Origin of the sequence: Nonomuraea sp. NPDC059007 (assembly GCF_042740555.1) — a bacterium.
Classification (GTDB): domain Bacteria; phylum Actinomycetota; class Actinomycetes; order Streptosporangiales; family Streptosporangiaceae; genus Nonomuraea.
In genome coordinates this window covers 88937-110226 of the sequence record NZ_JBHYJD010000007.1, presented here as the reverse complement: position 1 = coordinate 110226, position 21290 = coordinate 88937, and the positions used below count along the sequence as shown (strand labels likewise).

The following is a 21290-nucleotide window of genomic DNA, read 5'->3' as shown; positions in this document are numbered from 1 at the left end:
CCGTACCGAACCCCGAAAGCGCGCTATCACGTCCTCCCCCGTGATCAGGTGATCACACTAGGTGCCCTCATCTCTAATCAACGGAGATTCATCGATAAATCCGGACAAAACGACGCCAGAGCAATGCTCTATGAATGCGACTTCGGGCTAGTTAGAGTAAGTGAGCACTGATGCCAAGGAGACGATGTGAACCTTGATGAGTATCGGCGCGAGGCCCGTGCCTGGCTGGCGGAGAATGCCCGGGAGGACGATCCGAAGGCCTTCATGGCCCGGCTCCACGACGCCGGATACTCCGGCATCACCTGGCCGAAGCAGTGGGGCGGGCAGGGCCTGACCCAGGCGGAGGAACGCGCCTTCGCCGCCGAGGCCCGCCACCACAACCTGCCCACCTACGTCTTCTCGATCGGCCTGGGCATGTGCGGCCCGACCATCCTCGACCGGGGCAGCGACGAGCAGCGCGCCCGCTTCCTGCGCCCGCTGCTGCGCGGCGAGCACGTGTGGTGCCAGCTGTTCTCCGAGCCCGGGGCCGGCAGCGACGTGGCCAGCCTCCAGACCAAGGCCGAGCGCGACGGCGACGGCTGGGTCGTCAACGGCCAGAAGGTCTGGACCTCGGTGGCCCAGCACGCCGACTGGGGCCTGCTGCTGGCCAGGACCGACGTGGACGTGCCCAAGCACAAGGGCCTGACCATGTTCGCCGTCGACATGCACCACCCCGGCGTCACCGTCAAGCCGCTCAAGGACATGACCGGCCACGCCAGGTTCAACGAGATCTTCTTCGACGACGTGACGATCCCCGACGCCGACCGCATCGGCGAGGTCAACGACGGCTGGGGCGTCGCCGTCACCACCCTCCTGCACGAGCGCCTGTCGATCTCCGCCGGCGTCGGCATGAGCGGCCAGCGCGACAACCCCGTCTCCTTCGAGGCCCTGCGCGACAAGCTCGACACCGGCGACCCCTACGTCCGCGACCAGCTCGTCGAGCTGCACATCCGCTCCCGCGCGCTGTCGCTGTTCAACCAGCGTCTGTCGCAGGAGACCAGGGCCGGCGTCTTCCCCGGCGCCCGCGGCAGCGCCGCCAAGCTGCTGCTGGCCGAGCTGACCATGTTCCAGGCCGACCTCGCCACCTCCCTCGCCGGACCCGACGCGGTCACCGACGACGGCCTGTCCCAGGCGATCGCGCTGGCGCCCGCGCTCGCCCTCGGCGGCGGCACCAACGAGATCATGCGCAACATCGTCGGCGACCGGGTGCTCGGGCTGCCGCCGGAGCCGCGCGTGGACAAGACCGTGCCGTTCAAGGACCTGAAGGTGGGGACCCAGTCGTGAAGCTCGTGCTCAGCCAGGAGCAGCAGGACCTGCGCGCCGCCGTACGGTCCTTCCTCGCCGCCGCCTCGCCGCTCGCCCAGGTGCGCCGCGACATGGAGTCGCCCGACGGGTACTCCCGCGAGGTCTACGCGCGCCTTTCCGGCGAGCTCGGGCTCACCGGCCTGATCGTCCCCGAGGAGTACGGCGGAGCCGGCGCCGGCCACGCCGAGCTCGCGGTCGTCCTGGAGGAGACCGGCGCCGCCCTGCTGCCCGGCCCCTTCCTGGCCACCACCTTCGCCGCCATCGCGCTGACCAGGGCGGGCGACAAGGAACTGCTGCCCGGCATCGCCGACGGCGGCCTCGTCGCCACCTACGCCGCCGACCCCGGCCACGTGCCCAACGGCATGGAGGCCGGCCTCATCCTGCTGGACGACGGGAACGAGTTGCGGGCCGTACCGGCTGAGGAGGTCACCAGGGAGCCGCTGGAGACGCTCGACCTCACGCGGCGCCAGGCGCGGGTCACCGCGCCGCCCGGCAGGCTGGTCACCGACGACCCCGAGACGCTGGCCGTCATCCGCGACCTGCAGGCCGTCGCCCTCGCGGCCGAGCAGCTCGGCGTGATCAGGGCCGCGCTGGAGGCCATCGTCGCCTACGCCAAGGTCCGCGTCGCCTTCGGCCGCTACATCGGCTCCTACCAGGGCGTGAAGCACAAGCTGGCCGACATGCACGGCAAGCTCGAACAGGCCGAGTCGATCGTCCGCTACGCCGCCTGGGCCGGGGACGAGTCGCCCGCCGACCTGCCCGAGGCCGCCGCGCTCGCCCAGGCCTACGTCGGCCGCGCCTGCTTCGAGGTGGCCCGCGACCACCTGCTGCTGCACGGCGGCATCGGCTTCACCTGGGAACACGACGCCCACCTGTACTACAAGCGCGCCAAGGCCGACGAGGTCCTGCTCGGCCCGCCCCGCCGCCACCGCACCCGTCTCGCCGAGCTGCTGGAGCTGTGATGGACCTCAGCCAGACCCCGGGCTTCTACGCCATCGCGGCGGCCGATCCGGGCCGCACCGCCGTGATCGACGTGGACGGCGCCGCCACCAGCTACGGCGACCTGCTCACCCGCGTCAACCAGGTCTCCCACGGCCTGCGCGCCCGCGGCCTGGGCAACGGGGACGTGGTCGCCGGCATCCTGCGCAACGGCGTCGACGCGGTCGTCATGCTCATGGCCACCGGCCAGATCGGGCTCTACTACGTGCCGATCAACTGGCACCTGACCGAGCCCGAGGTCGACTACATCATCCAGGACTGCGACGCCAAGGTCGTGGTGACCGGCCCCGCGGACGTGGCGAGCCTGGCCGAGGGCCGCCCCGGCACCGCCCCGGAGGACCGCACCTCGGGCGCCGTCATGTGGTACACCTCCGGCACCACCGGCTTCCCCAAGGGCGTGCAGCGCCCGCTGCCCGGCGCGGAGCCGGAGGCGATCGTCCCGCTGTACGTCTGGTTCCTGGGCGAGGTGTGCGACCTGCGGCCGGGCGACGGCGTGCACCTGGTGACCTCGCCCATGTACCACTCCTCCCCGTGCGCCCACACCCAGTTCGCCCTCCACCTCGGCCACACCGTCGTCATCGCCCCGCGCTTCGAGCCGGAGCCGATCCTGGCCCTCGTCGAGCGGTACCGGGTCACCAACGCGATGATGGTGCCGACCATGTTCCACCGGATGCTCCAGCTCCCGGCCGAGGTCAGGAAACGCTACGACCTCAGCTCGCTGGGCCAGGTCATCCACACCGCCGCCGCCTGCCCGGTCGCCGTCAAGCAGGGCATACTCGACTGGTGGGGCCCGGTCCTGTACGAGTACTACGGCTCGACCGAGTCCACGATCGCCTTCTCCGTCAAGCCGCACGACTGGCTGGCCCGCCCCGGCACGGTCGGCCGCCCCGCCCCCACGTTCGAGGCCAAGATCCTCGACGAGGCGGGCGAGGAGCTCCCGCCCGGCGAGCCCGGCATGATCTACGTCAAGTCGAGCCTCGGCACGTTCGAGTACCGCAAGGACCCGGCCAAGACCGCCGCCAGCATGCGCGGCGAGTGGTACGCCCCCGGCGACATCGGCTACCTCGACGAGGACGGCTTCCTGTTCCTGTGCGACCGCCGCACCGACCTCATCGTCTCCGGCGGCGTCAACATCTACCCCGCCGAGATCGAGGCCGCGATCCTGGAGCACCCGGCCGTGGCCGACGTCGCGGTCATCGGCGTGCCGGACGAGGAGTGGGGCCACAACGTCGTCGCCCTCGTCCAGCCACACGCCCCCATCACCGCCGACGCCCTGCTGACCCACCTGGAGCCGCGCCTGGCCCGCTTCAAGCACCCGAAGGTGATCGAGTTCCGCGAGCGGCTGCCCCGCACGCCTACCGGCAAGCTGTCCCGGAGCAAGGTCAGGGAGGAGTACCTGGCCGCCCGCTGATCAGCTCGCCGCCGCCGGGCTGAAGCTCCGCTCGGCGTGCCGCACCGCCGTCACGGCGCCGAAGGCCAGCAGCCGGACCAGGCTCTCGTCGGTGTGCGGCCACGCCGCCACGTCCCCCTCGGTGATCCGGTACGGCGCCAGCGCCGCCAGCAGGGCCAGCCGCGTGGGCGCCACCTCGGCGGCGGGCAGCCCGGACAGGGCGTCGGCCAGCCAGGAGCCGCCCATGGGCGGGTGGCCGCCGTCCCAGCGGGCCACGGCCGCCGCCACGCGCTCCGGGTACGTCAGGAGGGTGCCGCCCCGCTCGGCGACCTCGGTCAGCGCGGCGTAGGCCGTACCGGCGGGGGAGCCGTGCGCCCAGGCGGGCGCGGCGGGGTGCGGCGCGTCCAGGAGCCGCAGGCTTTCGCCCGGCGGCAGCAGCCGGCGCGCGGGCCGGGCCAGCGTACGGCCCGCCGCCCGGCGCACCAGCCGGGTCTTCTGCAGCCCTCCCGGCAGCACGTCGGGCGTGTGCAGGGCGGTGACCATCCGGTTGATGAAGTGGAAGGCCAGCGCCGTCCCCAGCAGCTCCGGCGCCTCCGGGGCGTCGCGGGTCTCGCCCCTCGCCCAGGCGTACAAGGCCGCCTGGCGCGGCTCGGCCGGCCTGCCGCCCGCCAGCAGGGTCTCGGCCAGCGCGTGGTCACCGGTCGCGTGCAGGAACAGGGTGTGCGCGCCCACGCAGTACGGGCACCGGTTGGCCGTCGACACGCCCAGCGCGACGACCTCCCGCTCCGTCCTGGACAGCGGCCCCGCCATCAGCGACTCCCTGAGCAGCGACCAGGTGGCGGCCAGCAGGGCGGGCACGGACGACACGGCCATCAGGGCGGGCATGCGGGTCAGTCCCACGTCGGCGGCCTGCCGGCGGTAGACCTCGGCGACCAGGCCGGTGGCGGCCTTCGGCTCGGCTGGGCTGATGTGCAGGAATCCCATGCTCACTCCGTCTCGATCAGGTGACTCGGGCGCAGGACGCCCTCCGGGTCCCAGGCCTTCTTCAGCTCGCGCAGGCGGGCGTAGGCGGCCGGGGTGAAGGCGTCGGCCGTCCTGGAGGTGTCGGTCAGGAAGTTGAGGAACGCGCCGCCGGTCGCGTGCGGGACCTCGATCGGCTCACCGGCCATCACCGAGAACGGCACGTCGCGATGCCCCGCCGGGCCGCCCGGCGCCGCCATGGCACCGCCCCACCTGCGGATCTCGATGCCGCCCACCGGTGACTCCAGGAGCGCGGCGATCAGGTCGTCGGGCAGGTCCCGCACGTACTCGAAGCCGTTGCCCAGCGGCATCGGCCCGTGGGCGGGGGCCAGTACGCTCACGGCCCGCTCGTAGGGCAGTTCGGCGTACTCGCCGCTCAGCGGCTCGCCGGCCGCCGACAGCAGCGGGGCCAGCACCGACTCGGGCTCGCCCACCGCCACGACGCGCACGCCCAGCATCCGCGTGCCGTCGGGCAGCCTGATGACGAAGACGGCGGCGTTGACCGTGTCCGGCTGCTCCCAGTCGCGGAAGGCGGCCAGCGTCTCGCCGGCGCGCTCGAAGGCGTGCATGGTCATGCCGGCCACCATCCGCGCCACCGGGAACAGGCGGAACTCCAGCCGGGTGACGACGCCGAAGTTGCCGCTGCCGCCGCGCAGCGCCCAGAACAGGTCGGGGTGGTGTTCCTCGCTGGCCTCCAGGATCCGGCCGTCGGCGGTGACGACCTCGGCGCCGACCACGTTGTCGGCGGCGAGGCCGTACAGGCGCGACAGCCAGCCCGCGCCGCCGCCGAGCGTGTAGCCGGTGACGCCGACCGACGGCACGCCCGCCAGCGGGGCCAGTCCGTGGGCGGCCGCCGCCGACAGCACGTCCTCCCACACCGCGCCCGGCTCCACGACCGCCACGCGGCGCACCGGGTCGACCTCCACGCCGGCCATCCGGGTGGTCTTCAGCAGCAGGCCGCCGTCGGCCGGCGCCAGCGTGCCGTGGCCGGTCGCCTGCACGGTCAGGGGAAGGCCGCGTTCACGGGCGGCCAGCAGCGCGGCCCGCACGTCCTCGGCGCCCAGCGCCTCGGCGACGATCGCGGGCCGCTGGTCGACCGCCTGGTTCCAGGTCCAGCGGCCGCCGTCGTAGCCGGGGTCGCCGGGCTGGTGGGTCGGGCCGGAGAAGGTGTCGATTCGCATGCCATCGACGATCGCCGCCGGATCGCCGCAGGTCGTCGTACCAGCGAACGCACTTGCCTACTCTCCGGGGAGTAGCACCCCCGGAGGACGCGCTGTGGCGATATATGGCGTAGTTTGCCGCCATGAGCAGGCCCGATCTCCTGATGGCGCCCGTCGTGGCGGCCGTAATGGTGGCCAACGCCGCCCTCACTGGCAAAGCAGGCCCGATCGGCTACGCGCTGCTGCTGGCCGCCGCGGCCGCCATGCACTTCCACCGGCGCGCGCCCATCCCGGTGCTGGCCACCACCACCGGGCTCGCGCTCGTCTACTTCCTGACCGTCGAACCCGAGATCGCGGCGAGCGTGCCCGCCCTCATCGCGCTGACCAGCGTGGTCAGGATCCAAGGCCGGCCGTACGCGCTCGCCTCCGCGCTGACGCTCATCCTCGGCATGATCGCGGCGAACCTCCTGGCCGGTCTGCCTCCGGTGGCCGCGATCAAGGGCGGCTTCCTCGTCATGGGCTGGTACGTGGCGGCGATGGCGATGGGCGTGGCGCTCCTGCAGGCCGACGAGCGGGCCGCCGAGGCCGAGCGCACCCGGGAGGAGGCCCTGCTGCGCCGGGCCGAGCAGGAGCGGCTCTACATCGCCAGGGAACTGCACGACACCCTCACCCATGCGATCTCGGTCATCAAGGTGCAGGCGGGCGTGGCCGTACACCTGGCGAAGAAGCGCGGCGAGGAGGTGCCCGCGTCGCTGCTGACGATCCAGGAGGCCAGCGGCGACGCGATGCGCGAGCTGCGCGCGACGCTGGAGGCGCTGCGCGACGAGACGGTCGCGCTCGCGCGGCTGCCCGGACTGGTCGAACGGACCAGGGCGGGCGGCCAGGACGTGCGGCTGACCGTCGGCGGCTCGCCCCGCCCGCTGCCCGAGGAGGTCGAGCAGGCCGCCTACCGGATCGTGCAGGAGGCGCTGACCAACGTCACCAAGCACGCGGGCGGCGCGGCCGCCGCCGACGTGGTCGTCAACTACGGCAGCGCCGAGCTGGTCCTGCAGGTGGACGACGACGGGCACGGCCGGTCGGCGGGTACGCCGGGGGTCGGGCTCACCGGCATGCGCGAGCGGGTCGCCGCGCTCGGCGGCACGCTGGCGGCGGGGCCGCGGCCCGAGGGCGGGTTCAGCGTGCGGGCGGAGCTGCCCGCATGATCCGCGTCCTGCTCGCCGACGACCAGAAGCTCATCAGGGCCGGCTTTCGCGCGCTGCTGGACGCCGAGGAGAACGTCGAGGTCGTCGGCGAGGCGGCCAACGGGCAGGAGGCGATCGAGCTGGCGCGGGAACTCCTGCCCGACGTGGTCCTGCTCGACATCCAGATGCCGGTCATGGACGGCATCGAGGCCACCGCCGCCATCGCCGCCGACCCGAAGCTGGCCGGCGTCCACGTGGTGATCCTCACCAACTTCGGCCTCGACGAGTACGTCTTCTCCGCGCTGCGCGCGGGCGCGGCCGGGTTCCTGCTGAAGGACACCGACCCCGGCGACCTCGTACACGCGGTCGGCGTGGTCATGCGCGGCGACGCGCTGCTGTCGCCCGGCATCACCCGCAGGCTGATCAGCGAGTTCGTGACCCGGCCGCCGCTGACGCTGCCGCCGGGGGAGGCCAACCTGCTGACCGCGCGCGAGCGCGAGGCCGTCGCGCTGGTGGCACGCGGGCTGACCAACGCCGAGATCGCCCAGAGCATGGTGGTCAGCCCGTTCACCGCCAAGACGCACGTGAGCAGGGCCATGACGAAACTGGGCGCGCGCGACCGCGCCCAGCTCGTGGTGTTCGCCTACGAGTCCGGCCTGGTCAGGGCGAAGGGCTGAAGACCAGCTCGGGGGAGTGGCCGCGGCCTTCGCCCAGGTAGAAGCGGACCGTCATCGTGCGCTCCGCGGTGTCGAGGAACGAGGTGTACAGCGTCCGCATCGACGGGTCCCCGGACTGCGCCACCTCCAGCAGGCTCGCGCGCAGGTCCGCCGGGCTCATGACCGCGTCCTGGCTGCGCTCGTGCAGGGTACGCAGGCGGGCGTAGGAGGCGAAGGACCCAGGGGTGTCCGCCGGCAGCGCCTTGGGGTCGGGGTGGCGGTGCAGCAGGTGGTTGGTCACGCACAGCGCGCCGTCACCGGCCTCGGTCACGTGGCCGGGCCCCTCCCACACGAACGCCTGCCCCCGCGCGTCGGCGATCAGGTAGTGCAGCGGCATCCCGAAGTCGTACGTCGTGGCCTCCCGCAGCGCCGCCCTGGCCTCCTCGGCCGTCTCACAGGTGTCCAGGAGGAAGCGGGGCAACTGCACCGAGTTCACCCCGGCCTGCGGGGAGAAGTCCTCCGGCGGCTCGGCGCTCTCGAAGTCGGCGATCAGCAGCACCACGGCGAGACCGGCCTCGTTGACGCCGTCCATGCAGCCGTCGAACTCCGTCATCGTCAGCACCGTGCTCGCCAGGCCCTCGGCGGGCCGGGTGGTGATCACGTGCGGGCGCGAGGCCATCGGCAGCTCGTCCGGCACCGGAGGGGTGCCCATGAGCTCGCTCGTGGTCATGGTGAAGAAATCGTAGTTGCGGCCGATCCTGCCGTGCCCGTCCGTGGCCGCCGAGGGCGGCACCCACAGCGCCGAGCAGGCCTGCGGCAACGCGGTCAGCCCGTCGAGCGTGACCTCGTCCTGCTCGGGGTCGAGGCCGAGTGTGGCGGCGGCGCCGTTCATGCGGGCCAGATGCTGCGGCCAGTGGCGGGCGAACCACTCCCTGCGCGCCCGGTTGACCTCGGGATCGGCGGGGGCGGGCTGCCAGCCGATCCGGTGCGCCTCCTGCGCGAGCTGCCCGCCGATCTCCTCCTGTGAGCCGGCGACGGTGATGTGGCGGACGAGCTGGAAGTCGTCCCTGCTGCCTGCGACCTGCGTGATATCCATGCCCCAGACGATGCCGCCGGCCCCTGACCGCGGGCTTACCGGTCGCTGGCCGCCCTGCCGTACCGGTCGGCCAGCGCCTTCACCGCGGTGGCGAGCTCCGGCGGGTCGAGCACCTCGAAGTCCACGTCGAGGAAGCCGATCCAGACGGCGATGCCGGTGAGGTTGTCGCCGCCCACCCGCATCAGGCAGCGCTCCTCGCCGTCCGGCTCGATCTCCAGGCCGAGCCCCAGCTCACGCATCCGCTCCGCCGGCGCGTGCAGCAGCACCGTTCCGGTGTGCTCCCACATCGCGGTGCTGATCCCCTTCTCCACGTACGCCGCCACGTCGCCGGGCAGCTCCCGCGGCACGAACCGCGGCCCGGTGGCGGGCACCTTGAGCGTGATCCGGTCCACCCGGAACGTGCGCCAGTCGGCCCGCTCGACGTCCCACGCCATCAGATACCAGCGCCCCCTGCGATGCACCAGCCGGTACGGCTCCGCGTCCCGCCTGCTCACCGCCCCGCCGTGCCCCACGTAGTCGAAGCGCAGGCGCTCATGGTCACGGGCGGCGTTGGCGAGCGTGGTCAGCACCTCGGGCGGCACCGACGGCGCCTCGCCCGGGATGTGCACCGTGTGGGTGTTGAGCGCGCTGACCCGGCGGCGCAACCGCGAGGGCAGCACCTGCTCCAGCTTGGCCAGCGCGCGTACCGAGGTCTCCTCGATCCCGGCCACGCCACCGCCGGCCGCCCGCCCCAGACCGACCGCGACCGCCACGGCCTCCTCGTCGTCGAGCAGCAGCGGCGGCAGCGCCGCCCCGGCGCCGAGCCGGTAGCCGCCGGCCACGCCCGGGGTGGCGTGAACCGGGTAGCCGAGCGTGCGCAGGCGCTCGACGTCGTTCCTGACCGTCCGGGTGGAGACCTGGAGCCGGTCGGCCAGCTCGGGTCCCGACCACTCTTTGTGGGCCTGGAGCAGGGACAGGAGCTTGAGCAGGCGGGCCGAGGTTTCCAGCATGTGGCCCAGTGTGCCCGCTAACGAGGAACGTTCGCTTCCGCATTGACCACGATCTTGCCGAGGAAGTGGCCGTACTCGCTGAGCCGGTGGGCGTCGGCCGCTTGTTCGAGGGGGAACTCGGCGGCGATGGGGAGGCGGATGGCAGCGATTTCTTCCGAAATTTCGCGAAGTTTGATGGGGTTGGATGATCCGCTGGAGAAGCGCACCCCGTGGCTGCCCGCACCGGGATCGGCGATGCTGACCACTTTGTCCGGATCGCCGGTAAGCCTGACCGACATCGCCACCACATCCCTACCCGAGGCGTCCAGCACCAGGTCCACCGGCTCCCCGATCCGCTCCTCCAGCCCCTCGCCGTAGGTCACCGGGTGCACGCCCAGGCCTTTCAGGTAGGGGTGGTGGGGTTCGCTGGCCGTACCGACCACCCGGAGCCCCGCCCGGATCGCCAGCTGCGCGGCGGCCAGCCCGACACCGCCCGCGACAGCGTGAATGAGCAACGTCCGCCCCTCCTTTAGCCCAAGCAGCCCCAGCGCCCGAGCCGCCGTCTCCACCGCCACCGGCAACGCCGCCGCCTCGACATGGCTGAGCCCGTCAGGCTTGAGCCCCAGCTCACCCGGCACGGCCAGCACATAATCGGCCAACGCCCCGGTATGCCGCCCCACCACCCCCTGCCCAACCCGCAACGGCTCCCCACCCACACCCACGCCCGCACCCGCGCCGTCCGCGCTCGTGCCGTTCACGTCTGGTCCGATTGCGTCGATCACGCCTGAGAACTCCAGGCCCGTCCCCGTGGGCCCGTCCAGGGGGATGCCGAAGGCGCCGCTGCGGATCTTCCAGTCCACGGAGTTGACCCCGGCCGCCCTGACCGCCACCCGCACCTGACCAGGGCCGGGCACGGGGATCGGCACCTCGTCCACTCGCAGCACCTCGGCGTCACCGTGTTCGGAGTAGCGCACCGCCCGCCCATGGGTCACCAGCACCGCCTTGCCGACCACTTCGCGTGCTTCCAGAGCCGCGTGGGCCCGATGCGCCTGGTCCAGCGGCACCGCCAGCCCGATCGTGGGCGTGATCCCGGCGGCCAGCGTCCGTTCCGCCAGCCGGTGCAGCGCCTCCGGCTTGAACTGCACCTGCTCGATCCCCACCAGCCGCACCCCGCGCCGCTCCGCCTCTTCGGGACCGACGGCCGCGAACTCGCCGCTGAGCACCCCGTACCCGAAGAACACCCCGCCCGGGACGGTCAGCGCGAAGGCGTCGGCCCCCACCTGCCCGCCCACCCCGTCGAAGACGACGTCGAACTCCAGGTCGCCGGAGGCCAGGTCCGGGTAGTCGACCACGGACGAGGCGCCCAGCGAGAGGGCACGGGCCCGCTTGGCCGGGCCCCGGGAGGCCCCGACCACATGGGCGCCCGCCCTGGCCGCCAGTTCCACGAGCACCAGCCCGAGCGCCCCGCCCGCCCCGGTCACCAGCACCCGCGCACCCGGCTTGAGCTCGGCGGCATCGAGAAGGCTGAGCGCCGCCGGTCCCACCTGGAGCAGCGCGGCGGCCGAGACCAGCGAGACGTGATCCGGCACCTCCACAAGCGCGGACAAGGGCGCGGCCACCTGCTCGGCATACCCGCCACCGGGCAGAAGCGCGGCGACCCGCCGCCCTGCCCAGGAGGCCGCCTCCGGAGCAGACCGGACCACCCCGGCCACGGCCGTCCCTGGCACGTAGGGCGGCTGGGTGCCGAACCACTCCCGCCCCCAGCCGGTGCGCAACTGCACCTCGATCGACAACACGTCGGCCGCGCGCACCTCGATCACAACCTCCCCTGGCCCGGCGGCCACCGGGGAGGACTGACGAACCCGCAGGACTTCTGGGCCACCGAACCGGGTCACTTCGACAATGTTCATACCGGGAGTCTGGTACCTCAACCAACCTTGAGGTCAAGCGGGCGCCGTAACGGCGGGGACCACGTCCGACGTGAGAAGCGATCCCCCCGATCGGCGCCGGCCCGGGTCGGTGGGTGGGGTGGGGGTGGCGGGAGCCGTAACGGAAAAACAGCCTGAAGAAACGTCAGAAAGAGAAAGCCCCGACAGAGCCGCGCCGTCAGAAGAGAGCCGTCAGAAGAGAGCGGTCAGAAAAGCTTGCCCGCCTGCTGGACCAGGGTGAGGATCGTCAGCGAGCCGAAGAACGCGACGGACCAGAACAGGGCCGCCAGCCGGTACGAGCGGACCTTGATCGCGTCGGGCAGCGACCGCCGGTTGAGGATGATCAGCAGGATCGAGTACACGAACATCATCACCGCCGCGAAACTCGCCGAGAACACCAGCAGGATCAGCGGCTGGTCGAAGCCCAGCAGCAGGATCGTGATCCCGAGCACGGTCATCGTCCACACCGTGAGGAAGTAGACGCGATTGACCGTGATGTCGCGGTTGCGGAGGTAGACGGTCTTGATGACGTCCGAGGCCAGCCGCGAGGTGTAGTCCACGATGCCCATCGCCGAGGCGAACAACGACAGCGCGCCGATCACCCAGAACAGCACGCCGAACCACGGCCCCACCACGCTCTGCAGCGTCTCGCCCTCGACCTTGAGGAAGGTGATGCTGTTGGCCAGCCCCTCCTTCCCGAACACCGTCGAGTACGCCAGCATCGACATCAGCGCGATCGTCAGGAACGAGACCACCGCGAACGTGGACCCCTGCTCGATGTTGGCGAACCGCCACCACTGCCGCCACCGGGCGAGGTTCTCCTTGGTCGGGGCGAACTGGAACCCCGTGGACGCCGCCGCCTCCTCGTGCCCGGTGACCGGGCTGACCAGGCGCGGCACGTACGCGCCCATGCCGAAGCCCTTGTCGCGGATCCAGTTGCTCTGGCACAGGTTCTGCCCGCCGCCCGCCCCGGCGTAGGCGATGGCGCCCATGAGCACCGCGAACTCCAGCGGCGGCACCGGGAAGCTCGCCCCGACGGTCAGGCCCTTGCCCAGCTCCACCCAGGCGTCGGCGTTGATCGCGAACAGGATCGCGACCACCGCGAGCGTCAGCACGAGGGCGATCTTCACGAAGATCACCCGCTCCAGCACGGTGTAGATGACCGGGGCGAGCGTCAGCCCCAGCGCGATGACCAGCAGCATGCCGATCGCGATGTAGCGGACGCTCGGCTGGCCGCCGCCGGTCAGGTACGTGACCATCGTCGCCGAGGTCGTCACCCAGCCCGGCCACAGGTTCGAGCAGAGCGTCATCAGCACGAAGACCAGGCCCCAGTGCTTCCACATGCGGCTGAACCCGGTCAGCGCGGTCTCGCCGGTGGCCAGCGTGTACCGCTCGATCTCCATGTTGAGGAACCACTGCGTGACGATGCCGATCAGCGCGCCCCAGATGAAGACCAGGCCGACCTGGGAGGCGATGTAGGGCCAGAGGATGAACTCGCCGGAGGCCAGTCCCACGCCCGCGCCCACCAGGCCGGGCCCGATGACGCGCCAGGTGGTGCGCGGTGGTTCTGGCAGGTCCCTTACGGTTACCGGGGGGAGAACACGGTGCGGGACGGTGGGGGTGAATTCCGTCATGCACCGACGTTAGCCAGGCTGTTCGCGCTCTGACAGCTTTAGTACATATTCTCCACGGTCCGTGAAATCCACGACCCGCGCGCCCTCGCCCATCAGCCCGCCCAGAACCTCGCGCAGCGCCATCCGCCACGCCTTGCCCGCCTCGGGGTTCTCCCGCCGCAGCGTCTCGATGTCGCGCGGCGTCGCCACCAGCACGACGGGCCCCTCAACCGGCCCCACGACGGGCATCCCGTCCCGCTCCGCCACTCCGGCCGTGGCGTTCTCGATCGGGTACGGCGCCGCCGCCTCGTCCAGCCGCCACACCGCCAGCAGCCGGTCGGACCGGTCGCCCTCGTTGATGGCGTCGACCATGACCCCGTAGAAGTCCTCCAGGTACTCCTCCGGCCGCGCGCCCAGCTTCACCAGGTTGAAGCGGGCGTTACGCCGTACGAGCGGGTCGAACGTCCAGCTGATCTTCGTGATTCCCCTGGCCAGCGCCCAGTCGCGCTGGTGCCGCTTGAGCGGCAGCCCGATGCCCTGGCCGGGCAGCGCGCCGGTCACGTGGGAGTGCAGGGTGCCGCCCGCGGCCAGGATTCCCACCGATCCGCCGACCAGTTCCCCGTCACGGTAGGCCCCGGCCACGTAGCCGCCCGTGTGCGAGAACACCTTCATCAGCTCCACGGTCACCGGCGGGTTGCCCGGCTCCGGCTGCCAGATGTCGTCGAACAGGCGGTGCAGCTCGGCGAACTCCCGCCGGTCGTGGAGTTCGCGGATCTCGAGGTCGCTCACGTGTCCCTCACTCACCCGCCAGGACCGCCGACACCAGAGCGCGCAGGAGCTCCGTGCGGCGCGGCATCTCGGCGACGATCACGTGTTCGTGGTCGGCGTGCGCGCCGCCGCCCACGCCGCCCAGCCCGTCGAGGGTGCGGCAGCCGACCCCGGCGGTGAAGTTGCCGTCGGAGGCGCCGCCCACGTGCGCGCTGGTCAGGGGTTCCGGGCTGAGCCGCTGGGCCAGCGCGAACAGCTCCGCAGACATGGCCTCCTCCAGCGGCGGCCGGTTCGGTCCGCCGCTGACCTCGATCCGGGTGCCGGGGGTCGTGGGGGACAGGGCGCGCATGAGCTCGTCCACGCGGGTCTGCGCCGCCGCCGACGACACCCGCACGTCCACGCCGACCCGGGCGTGCGCGGGCACGGTGTTGACGGTCGAGCCGCCGGACAGCACGGTCGGCGTGACCGTGGTGGCCGTGGCCCGGGGCAGCTCGCCGCCGTCGACGATCCGGGCCAGTTCGTCGATGGCGAGGATCTGGCGGGCCAGTTCGACGCCCGCGTTGGCGCCGTTCCACGGTTCGAGTCCGGCGTGGGCGGCCTTGCCGTACACCTCGACCCGATAGTCGGAGGTGCCCTTGCGGGCGGTCTTCAGCGCGCCGCCGTCGGCGCTGGCCTCCAGCACGAACGTGGCGGCCAGCCCGCGCGCGGTCTCCTCGATCAGCCCGCTGGACGTCGTCGAGCCGACCTCCTCGTCGCCGGTGATCAGCACGCTGACCCCGTCGAGGCTCGGCAGGCCCGCCAGCGCGTGGAACGTCTGCACGAGCCCGGCCTTCATGTCGAACACGCCCGGCCCGCGCGCCACGCCGTCCACCACCGACCACGGGTGGGTGCGCAGCGTGCCCATCGGCCAGACGGTGTCGTGGTGGCCGAGCAGGAGCACGCGGGGCTCGCCGAACGTCCAGCGCAGGTGGGTGACGCCGTCCACGACGATGAACTCGGGCTCGGCGCCGAGGTGCCGGGCGCCCATCGCGCCCACGACCTTGGCGCTGCGCGCGACCGCCTCCAGATCGCTGGAGAACGACTCACACGTGACCAGCTCTTCGAGTTCCGCGATCATACGAGCAGCTCCCCCAGGAAACGGTGGACGTTCCCACCGATGATCTTCACGACGTCGTTTTCCGGCACCCCGCGCCGCAGCAGCCCCTCGGTGACCATCGGCAGCCCCGCCGGGCCCTCCAGCCCGGGGATCGCCTGCAGCGGGTCCACGCCACGCAGGTTGACGTCCTCGCAGCAGGGCGGCGTGAGCTCCTTCAGCACCTCGTACACGAAGTCCGGGCCCAGACCCACATGGTCGATCCCGGCCACCGTGGCGATGTGCTCGATGTGGTCGAGCAGGTTGTCGAGCTGAGCCTTGGAGCCGTCCTCCAGCAGGAACGGGGCGAAGAAGTTCACGCACACCACGCCGCCGCCCGCCGCCACGGCGCGCAACTGGTCGTCGGTGAGGTTGCGGTGGTGGTCGCGCAGCGCGCGGGCGCTCGAATGCGTCGCCAGGAGCGGCCTGGCCGACAACTCCAGCACGTGCGCCACCCCCGACGCGCCCAGGTGCGAGATGTCGAACACCATCCCCAGCCGCTCCATCTCCCGCAGCGCCGCCACGCCGTGGGAGGTCAGGCCGCTGCCGGTGGCGTCCTCGCCGCTGCCGTCGGCCAGCGGGGTGCGCCCCCAGTGCGCGATCGAGGCGACCCGCACGCCCAGCCGGTGAAGGGTCGAGATCAGCTCCACACTGGCGTCGAGTCCCGGCATGCTCTCCATCGCCAGGACGAGCGCGATCTTCCCGTCCGCGAGCGCCGCGTCGATCTCCGCTCCGGTACGGCACAGCGCCACGGCACCGGAGTTGCCCTCGGCGATCACGTGGGCACACTCGATCATGCGCAACGTCTGCCGGAGCGCGCCCTCCGGGCGGTACTGGTCGTCGATGAACACCGGCAGCACCTGCAGGTTCACCCCGCCCGCCTGAAGCTGGGGCAGCCAGCGCTCGCGGAAGAACGAAGCCCAGTTCTCCGCCGGTCGCGCCGAGACCGCCATCAGCAGGTCGTTGTGCGTGTCGGCCACGACCGAACGCTGGTGGAGGGGTGTTGTCATGCCAACGACGTTATCGCGCCAGGTGGCCGTGATCGCTCGTACCCCAGGCCAAATCCACCCCTGGTGGATGGGACCGCGCGACAAACGATGCCGTGCCCCGCTAGCCGAAACGGTAGGCGGGTAGTGGCGGTAGCGCGGTCAGCTTCCGGTACAAAGGAGTGGGGCCGGGCCAGTTGTTGGTGACGCGGCCTTCGCTGGTCTTGTACCAGCTCCGGCAGCCGTTCCCCCACACCATGCGTGACATGGCCACGTCCAGTTGCCTGCTCCACGCCGTCATCGCCTCGGGCCTGACCTCCATCGGTCCCCGGTCCGAGAGGTACGGCAGGCAGTTCATGATGTGGTTCACCTGGCATTCGATCATGAAGATGATCGAGTTGTGGCCCAGGTTGGTGTTGGGGCCGTACAGCAGGAACAGGTTCGGGAAGTCCGGCACCGAGATGCCCAGGTACGCCTCCGCCCCCTGCTTCCACCGCTCGTCCAGCCGCTGCCCGCCACGGCCCGTGAACGCGATCGGCGCGAGGAACTCGGTGCTCCTGAACCCCGTCCCGTAGATGATCGTGTCCGCCTCGCGCAGCCCCCGCGTGGTCTCGACCCCCTTGGCGGTGATGCGGACGATCCGGTCGGTCACCACGTCCACGTTGGGCCGGGTGAGCGCGGGATAGAACCTGCTGTCGATGACCACCCGCTTGCAGCCCGGCGGGTAGTCGGGCGTGAGCTTGGCGCGCAGCCCGGGGTCGGCCACCTGCGCGCGCAGATGACCGAGGGCCCGCTTCCTGAGCAGCCCCTCGCTCCATCCGCGGGCCAGCGCCGGGTAGAGCGTGCCCTCGGCGTAGCGGTAGATCCATTCGCGGTACGCGCGCTGTAACCCGGGCACGAAGTGCAGCGCCAGCCGGGTCAGCGGTCCGAAGGCGGCGTCGGGCTTGGGGATGACCCAGTTCGGGGTGCGCTGGAACACGTCCAGATGCCCCGCCCTCCCCGCCACCGGCGGGATGAACTGCGCGGCCGACGACCCGGTGCCGATGACGGCTACCCGGCGGCCGCTGAGGTCGTGGTCGTGGTTCCAGCGAGCGGAGTGGAAGGAGACGCCTTCGAAGTCCGCCATGCCGGGGATGTCGGGCACCAAGGGCCGATTCAGCTGCCCAACCCCGGCCACGACGACATCGAACTCCTCAATCCGCACACCTCCCACCCCGAGCACTGACCGCTCATCCCGAGGCCCGTCGTCCTGCGGTCCGTCCACCCGCGGGCTGTCAGCCCTGGGTCCCTCGTCCTCGGGGATGTCAGCTCCAAGGATGTCAGCCCCAGGTCTCTCATCCCGAGGGACGTCAGCCCCAGGGATGCCAGCCCCAGGTCTCTCAGTCCCAGGGATGTCAGCCCGTAGGCCGTCGTTCCCGGGGCTGTCGGCCTGGGGTCCGTCGTGCCGGAGGCCGTCCGGCGGGCTGGTTCCGGGGTTCGGGGGTGGGGTGGACTGGGTGGCGGGGGCGTCGGCCGTACCGGAGGGGCGGGTGGTGAGGTGCCAGTGGTCGCCGTCGAAGACCGCCGCCGAGACCTCGGTGTGAAAGCGGATTTTCCCCCTGACGCCGTATTTATCGGCGCAATGGGCGAGATAGCCCAGTATCTCGGGCTGGCCGGGGTAGCGGCGGGTCCACGAGGCGTACTTCTCGAAGGAGAAGGAGTACAGATGGGAGGGGATGTCGCAGCCCGCGCCCGGATAGCTGTTGTCGCGCCACGTGCCGCCGACCTCGCCCGCCTTCTCGAAGACGGTGTAGGAGGTGATGCCCGCCCGTTCGAGCTGGATCGCCATGCAGAGCCCACCGAATCCCGCACCGATGATCGCGATCCTAGGTGACATAACGCCCTCCGCGTCAGGATCCACTTACATTACGCCGAACCCTGTTCGGACGACACCCCCGCCACAACACGCCTGACGCCTCGGTCCGGGCCGGTAGTCTGCGCAGCGTGACGCTGGCAGAAGTGATCGGAACGCTCGAAACGGCCTACCCGCCCGCCACCGCCGAATCCTGGGACGCGGTCGGCCTGGTCTGCGGCGACCCCACGCTTGAGGTGCGGAAAGTCCTGTTCGCGGTGGATCCGGTGGCGGTGGTCGCGGAGGAGGCCATCGCGTGGGGAGCCGATCTGATCGTCACCCACCACCCTCTCTACCTGCGCGGCACCACGAGCGTCGCCACCACCACCCCCAAGGGTCGCCTGGTCCATACCCTCATCAAGCACGACATAGCCCTCTACACCGCTCACACCAATGCCGACGTCGCCAACCCCGGCGTATCCGACGCGCTGGCCCGAGCCGTGGGCCTGACCGGCGACCTCGTGCCGCTGAGTCCCTTCCCCGACGACCCCTGGCGCGGCCTGGGCCGGATCGGCACGCTGCCGTCCCCCGTCACGCTGGGCGACTTCGCCGAGCGGGCGGCCGATGGCCTGCCCAAGACGTCCTGGGGTATCCGGGTGGCGGGGGATCTGTCCCGTCAGGTCTCGCGCGTCGCCGTCAGCGGGGGCGCGGGCGACTCCCTCCTCGGTACGGCCCGCGCCGCCGGAGTAGACGTCTTCCTGACCGCCGATCTGCGGCACCACCCGGCCAGCGAGTTCATGGAGGCCGACGGTCCGGCGCTCATCGACGCCGCGCACTGGGCCACCGAATGGCCATGGCTGGACAGCGCCGCGTCCATCCTGGCCTCGAGTGGCGTTAACGTTGAGACGCGCGTCTCCGCCACGGTCACCGATGCTTGGACAAGAGGATATTGATCATGAAAGCAGCCCCTGAAGCACAGAAGCGACTGCTCGACCTGGCAGAGCTCGACTCCGCGGCCGACCGGCTGGCCCACCGCCGCCGTACCCTGCCCGAGCTGGCCGAGATCGACGAGCAGACCAAGCGGTTCGCCAAGCTCTCGACCGAGGTGATCGAGGCCGAGACCGAGGCGGGCGACCTGGCGCGCGAGCAGACCAAGGCCGAAGCGGACGTCGACACCGTGCGCACCCGATCGGAACGCGACCAGAAGCGCCTCGACTCCGGCGCCGTGACCTCCCCCAAGGACCTGGCCAGCCTGCAGTCCGAGATCACCTCGTTGCACCGCCGCCAGGGTGACCTGGAAGAGGTCGTCCTGGAGATCATGGAACGCCGTGAGGCCGCCGACGCCAAGGCCGTCGACCTGGTCGCCCAGCGCGACGCCCTCGCCTCCACCAGGGCCGTCGCCGAGGACCGCCGCGACGCCGCGCTCGCCGAGATCGACAAGGACGCCGCCGACGTGCAGCAGCGCCGCGGTGACGTCGTCACGGACATCCCCGCCGACCTGATGACCCTCTACACCAAGCTCAAGGGTCAGTACGGCGTCGCCGCCGCCATGCTCTACCGGGGCCAGTGCCAGGGCTGCAAGGTGTCGCTGTCCATCGCCGAGATGAACCGCATCAAGGCCGCGCCCCACGACGAGGTCCTGCGCTGCGACGAGTGCCGCAGGATCCTGGTCCGTACGCCAGAGTCGGGCCTGTGACCTCGTACGTCATCGAGGCCGACGGCGGCTCACGGGGCAACCCGGGCCCCGCGGGTTACGGCGCCGTCGTCCTCGACGCCGCCGACCGGCAGGTGCTGGCCGAGACCGCCGAGGCGATCGGCGTCGCCACCAACAACGTGGCCGAGTACCGCGGCCTGATCGCCGGCCTGACCGAGGTGCTGCGGCTGGGCGGCGAGGGCGCCACCGTGGCGGTGCGCATGGACTCCAAGCTGGTCGTCGAGCAGATGGCCGGAAACTGGAAGATCAAGAACGAGGGCTTGCGCCCGCTCGCCCTGGAGGCCAACCGGCTGGCCGGGCGGCTACGGGTGACCGAGTGGACCTGGATCCCCCGGGAACGCAACAAACACGCCGACCGCCTGGCCAACGAGGCCATGGACGCCGCGGCCAAGGGCCTGGCATGGCAGGCCGGCGACCAACCCGACCCCGGACCCCCAACCCGCGCAGACCGTGGCGAACCCGCCCTTCCGAGCGAACCACCGGCGGCCCCCGCCAGCCAGCGTGGATCCGACGAACCAGGCACCGGGAGCCGAGCCGGCGAGTCAGGCGCCGGGGGCAGAGCGGGTGAGCTGGGCGCCAGGGGCGACGTCGGCGAGCCAGGCACCCGGAGCGGAGCGCGTGAGCCGGGCGCCAGGGGCGAAGTCGGTGAGCTGGGCATCGGAGCCCGTGAGCCTGGCGCGTCCAAAGCTGGCCGGGGCGCCGCCGGGCAGGCGGCTGGCGGGGCCGGGCAGACGGAGCTTTTCGTCGACGGTGGTGCACCGGCCGGAGCGGTTGCGCGCAAGACGCCGCCTCCCAGCGTGGATCTGTCGGCGCCCTCCGCCTCCACCGCCGCACGCCAGACCAGGGCCAAGGGGTCGGGCTGGGGTGACGCCACGCGCGTCGCCACCTCCCTGCTGCTGCTGCGCCACGGCGAGACCCCGCTGTCGGTGGAGCGGCGCTTCTCCGGTCTGGGGGACGCCGAGCTCACCCCCAACGGCCTGGCCCAGGCAGCGGCGGCCGCGGAGAGGTTGTCGCGGGAGCCGTACCGGCTGGATGTGATTGTGAGCTCGCCGCTCAAGCGCGCCCGGCAGACCGCGGAGGCGGTCGCGGCCCGCGCGGGGCTCGGCGTGGAGGTGGACGAAGACCTCAGGGAGACCGATTTCGGGGCGTGGGAGGGGCACACGTTCACCGAGATCCAAAGGCGCTGGCCAGAGGAACTGGCCGCGTGGCTGGCCGAGCCGTCGGTGGCCCCGCCGGACGGCGAGAGCTTCGCCGAGGCCGCCCGCCGGGTGCAGCGCGTCAGGGACCGCCTGGTCGAGCAGCATCTGGGCAAGACGGTCCTGGTCGTGTCGCACGTGACGCCGATCAAGATGCTGCTGCGGTTCGCGCTGATGGCGCCGCCGGCGGCGTTGTACCGGATGCACCTCGACCTGGCCTGCCTGAGCCTGGTCGACTATTACGCGGACGGCAACGCCGTGGTGAAGGCGTTCAACGACACCGCGCACCTGCGCTGAATAGGAGTGAT

At 71.7% G+C, this 21290-nt stretch carries 18 protein-coding genes; 8 read left to right on the top strand and 10 right to left on the bottom strand.

Annotation, left to right across the window (positions count from 1 at the left end; genetic code table 11):
- Nucleotides 1-186 precede the first annotated feature (186 nt).
- The 3 genes from ACFWY5_RS13635 to ACFWY5_RS13625 are packed head-to-tail and all read left to right on the top strand — an operon-like array spanning nucleotide 187 to nucleotide 3754.
- On the top strand, nucleotides 187-1323 hold the full coding sequence (locus ACFWY5_RS13635; RefSeq protein WP_379632006.1) for an acyl-CoA dehydrogenase family protein: 1137 nt from the start codon (nucleotides 187-189) through the stop codon (nucleotides 1321-1323).
- On the top strand, nucleotides 1320-2306 hold the full coding sequence (locus ACFWY5_RS13630; protein WP_379632004.1) for an acyl-CoA dehydrogenase family protein: 987 nt from the start codon (nucleotides 1320-1322) through the stop codon (nucleotides 2304-2306). The genes ACFWY5_RS13635 and ACFWY5_RS13630 overlap by 4 nt, the downstream gene beginning before the upstream one ends.
- Entirely contained in the window at nucleotides 2306-3754 is a 1449-nt protein-coding gene (locus ACFWY5_RS13625; RefSeq protein ID WP_379632002.1) for an AMP-binding protein, read from the top strand. Before ACFWY5_RS13630 ends, ACFWY5_RS13625 begins: the two co-directional genes overlap by 1 nt.
- On the opposite strand, the gene ACFWY5_RS13620 is transcribed toward ACFWY5_RS13625, so the two are convergent.
- Both ACFWY5_RS13620 and ACFWY5_RS13615 read right to left on the bottom strand, forming a co-directional pair.
- A complete protein-coding gene (locus ACFWY5_RS13620; RefSeq protein WP_379632000.1) occupies nucleotides 3755-4717 on the bottom strand; it encodes a carboxymuconolactone decarboxylase family protein in 963 nt (320 codons plus the stop codon).
- Nucleotides 4718-4719: 2 nt separating this feature from the next.
- Complete coding sequence (locus ACFWY5_RS13615; RefSeq protein WP_379631998.1) at nucleotides 4720-5934, bottom strand: FAD-binding oxidoreductase; 1215 nt, start codon at nucleotides 5932-5934, stop codon at nucleotides 4720-4722.
- Between the two features lie 122 nt (nucleotides 5935-6056).
- On the opposite strand from ACFWY5_RS13615, the gene ACFWY5_RS13610 reads away from it, so the two are divergent.
- Together ACFWY5_RS13610 and ACFWY5_RS13605 are read left to right on the top strand one after the other, a co-directional pair.
- A complete protein-coding gene (locus ACFWY5_RS13610; RefSeq protein WP_379631996.1) occupies nucleotides 6057-7115 on the top strand; it encodes a sensor histidine kinase in 1059 nt (352 codons plus the stop codon).
- Nucleotides 7112-7771 (top strand): response regulator, encoded by a 660-nt coding sequence (locus ACFWY5_RS13605; protein WP_379609676.1) that lies wholly within the window; start codon nucleotides 7112-7114, stop codon nucleotides 7769-7771. The genes ACFWY5_RS13610 and ACFWY5_RS13605 overlap by 4 nt, the downstream gene beginning before the upstream one ends.
- On the opposite strand, the gene ACFWY5_RS13600 is transcribed toward ACFWY5_RS13605, so the two are convergent.
- The 8 genes from ACFWY5_RS13600 to ACFWY5_RS13565 all read right to left on the bottom strand — a co-directional run bounded on the left by ACFWY5_RS13600 (nucleotide 7755) and on the right by ACFWY5_RS13565 (nucleotide 18117).
- The gene (locus ACFWY5_RS13600; RefSeq protein ID WP_379631994.1) at nucleotides 7755-8846 is read right to left on the bottom strand and encodes a C45 family autoproteolytic acyltransferase/hydolase; all 1092 of its coding nucleotides are present in this window, start codon (nucleotides 8844-8846) and stop codon (nucleotides 7755-7757) included. The genes ACFWY5_RS13605 and ACFWY5_RS13600 overlap by 17 nt on opposite strands.
- A gap of 35 nt (nucleotides 8847-8881) precedes the next feature.
- Nucleotides 8882-9835 (bottom strand): helix-turn-helix transcriptional regulator, encoded by a 954-nt coding sequence (locus ACFWY5_RS13595; protein WP_379631992.1) that lies wholly within the window; start codon nucleotides 9833-9835, stop codon nucleotides 8882-8884.
- Between the two features lie 17 nt (nucleotides 9836-9852).
- Complete coding sequence (locus ACFWY5_RS13590) at nucleotides 9853-11724, bottom strand: zinc-binding dehydrogenase (RefSeq protein ID WP_379631990.1); 1872 nt, start codon at nucleotides 11722-11724, stop codon at nucleotides 9853-9855.
- 224 nt (nucleotides 11725-11948) lie between these two features.
- Nucleotides 11949-13376: an Nramp family divalent metal transporter gene (locus tag ACFWY5_RS13585; protein ID WP_379609680.1), complete on the bottom strand. Its 1428-nt coding sequence runs from the start codon at nucleotides 13374-13376 to the stop codon at nucleotides 11949-11951.
- 9 nt (nucleotides 13377-13385) lie between these two features.
- Nucleotides 13386-14144, bottom strand: a complete 759-nt coding sequence (locus ACFWY5_RS13580) for a GNAT family N-acetyltransferase (RefSeq protein WP_379609681.1) — start codon at nucleotides 14142-14144, stop codon at nucleotides 13386-13388.
- A gap of 7 nt (nucleotides 14145-14151) precedes the next feature.
- Complete coding sequence (locus ACFWY5_RS13575) at nucleotides 14152-15240, bottom strand: M20/M25/M40 family metallo-hydrolase (RefSeq protein WP_379631988.1); 1089 nt, start codon at nucleotides 15238-15240, stop codon at nucleotides 14152-14154.
- Complete coding sequence (locus ACFWY5_RS13570; protein WP_379631986.1) at nucleotides 15237-16265, bottom strand: dipeptidase; 1029 nt, start codon at nucleotides 16263-16265, stop codon at nucleotides 15237-15239. Before ACFWY5_RS13570 ends, ACFWY5_RS13575 begins: the two co-directional genes overlap by 4 nt.
- A gap of 100 nt (nucleotides 16266-16365) precedes the next feature.
- Nucleotides 16366-18117: a flavin-containing monooxygenase gene (locus ACFWY5_RS13565; RefSeq protein WP_379631984.1), complete on the bottom strand. Its 1752-nt coding sequence runs from the start codon at nucleotides 18115-18117 to the stop codon at nucleotides 16366-16368.
- A 107-nt stretch (nucleotides 18118-18224) separates the two neighbouring features.
- On the opposite strand from ACFWY5_RS13565, the gene ACFWY5_RS13560 reads away from it, so the two are divergent.
- Genes ACFWY5_RS13560 through ACFWY5_RS13550 form a run of 3 tightly spaced genes read left to right on the top strand, consistent with a single transcriptional unit; the run spans nucleotide 18225 to nucleotide 21279 of the window.
- Entirely contained in the window at nucleotides 18225-19025 is an 801-nt protein-coding gene (locus ACFWY5_RS13560) for a Nif3-like dinuclear metal center hexameric protein (protein WP_379609685.1), read from the top strand.
- Nucleotides 19026-19027: 2 nt separating this feature from the next.
- Nucleotides 19028-19768: a zinc ribbon domain-containing protein gene (locus ACFWY5_RS13555; RefSeq protein ID WP_379609686.1), complete on the top strand. Its 741-nt coding sequence runs from the start codon at nucleotides 19028-19030 to the stop codon at nucleotides 19766-19768.
- Nucleotides 19765-21279: a bifunctional RNase H/acid phosphatase gene (locus tag ACFWY5_RS13550; protein WP_379631982.1), complete on the top strand. Its 1515-nt coding sequence runs from the start codon at nucleotides 19765-19767 to the stop codon at nucleotides 21277-21279. Before ACFWY5_RS13555 ends, ACFWY5_RS13550 begins: the two co-directional genes overlap by 4 nt.
- Nucleotides 21280-21290 lie beyond the last annotated feature (11 nt).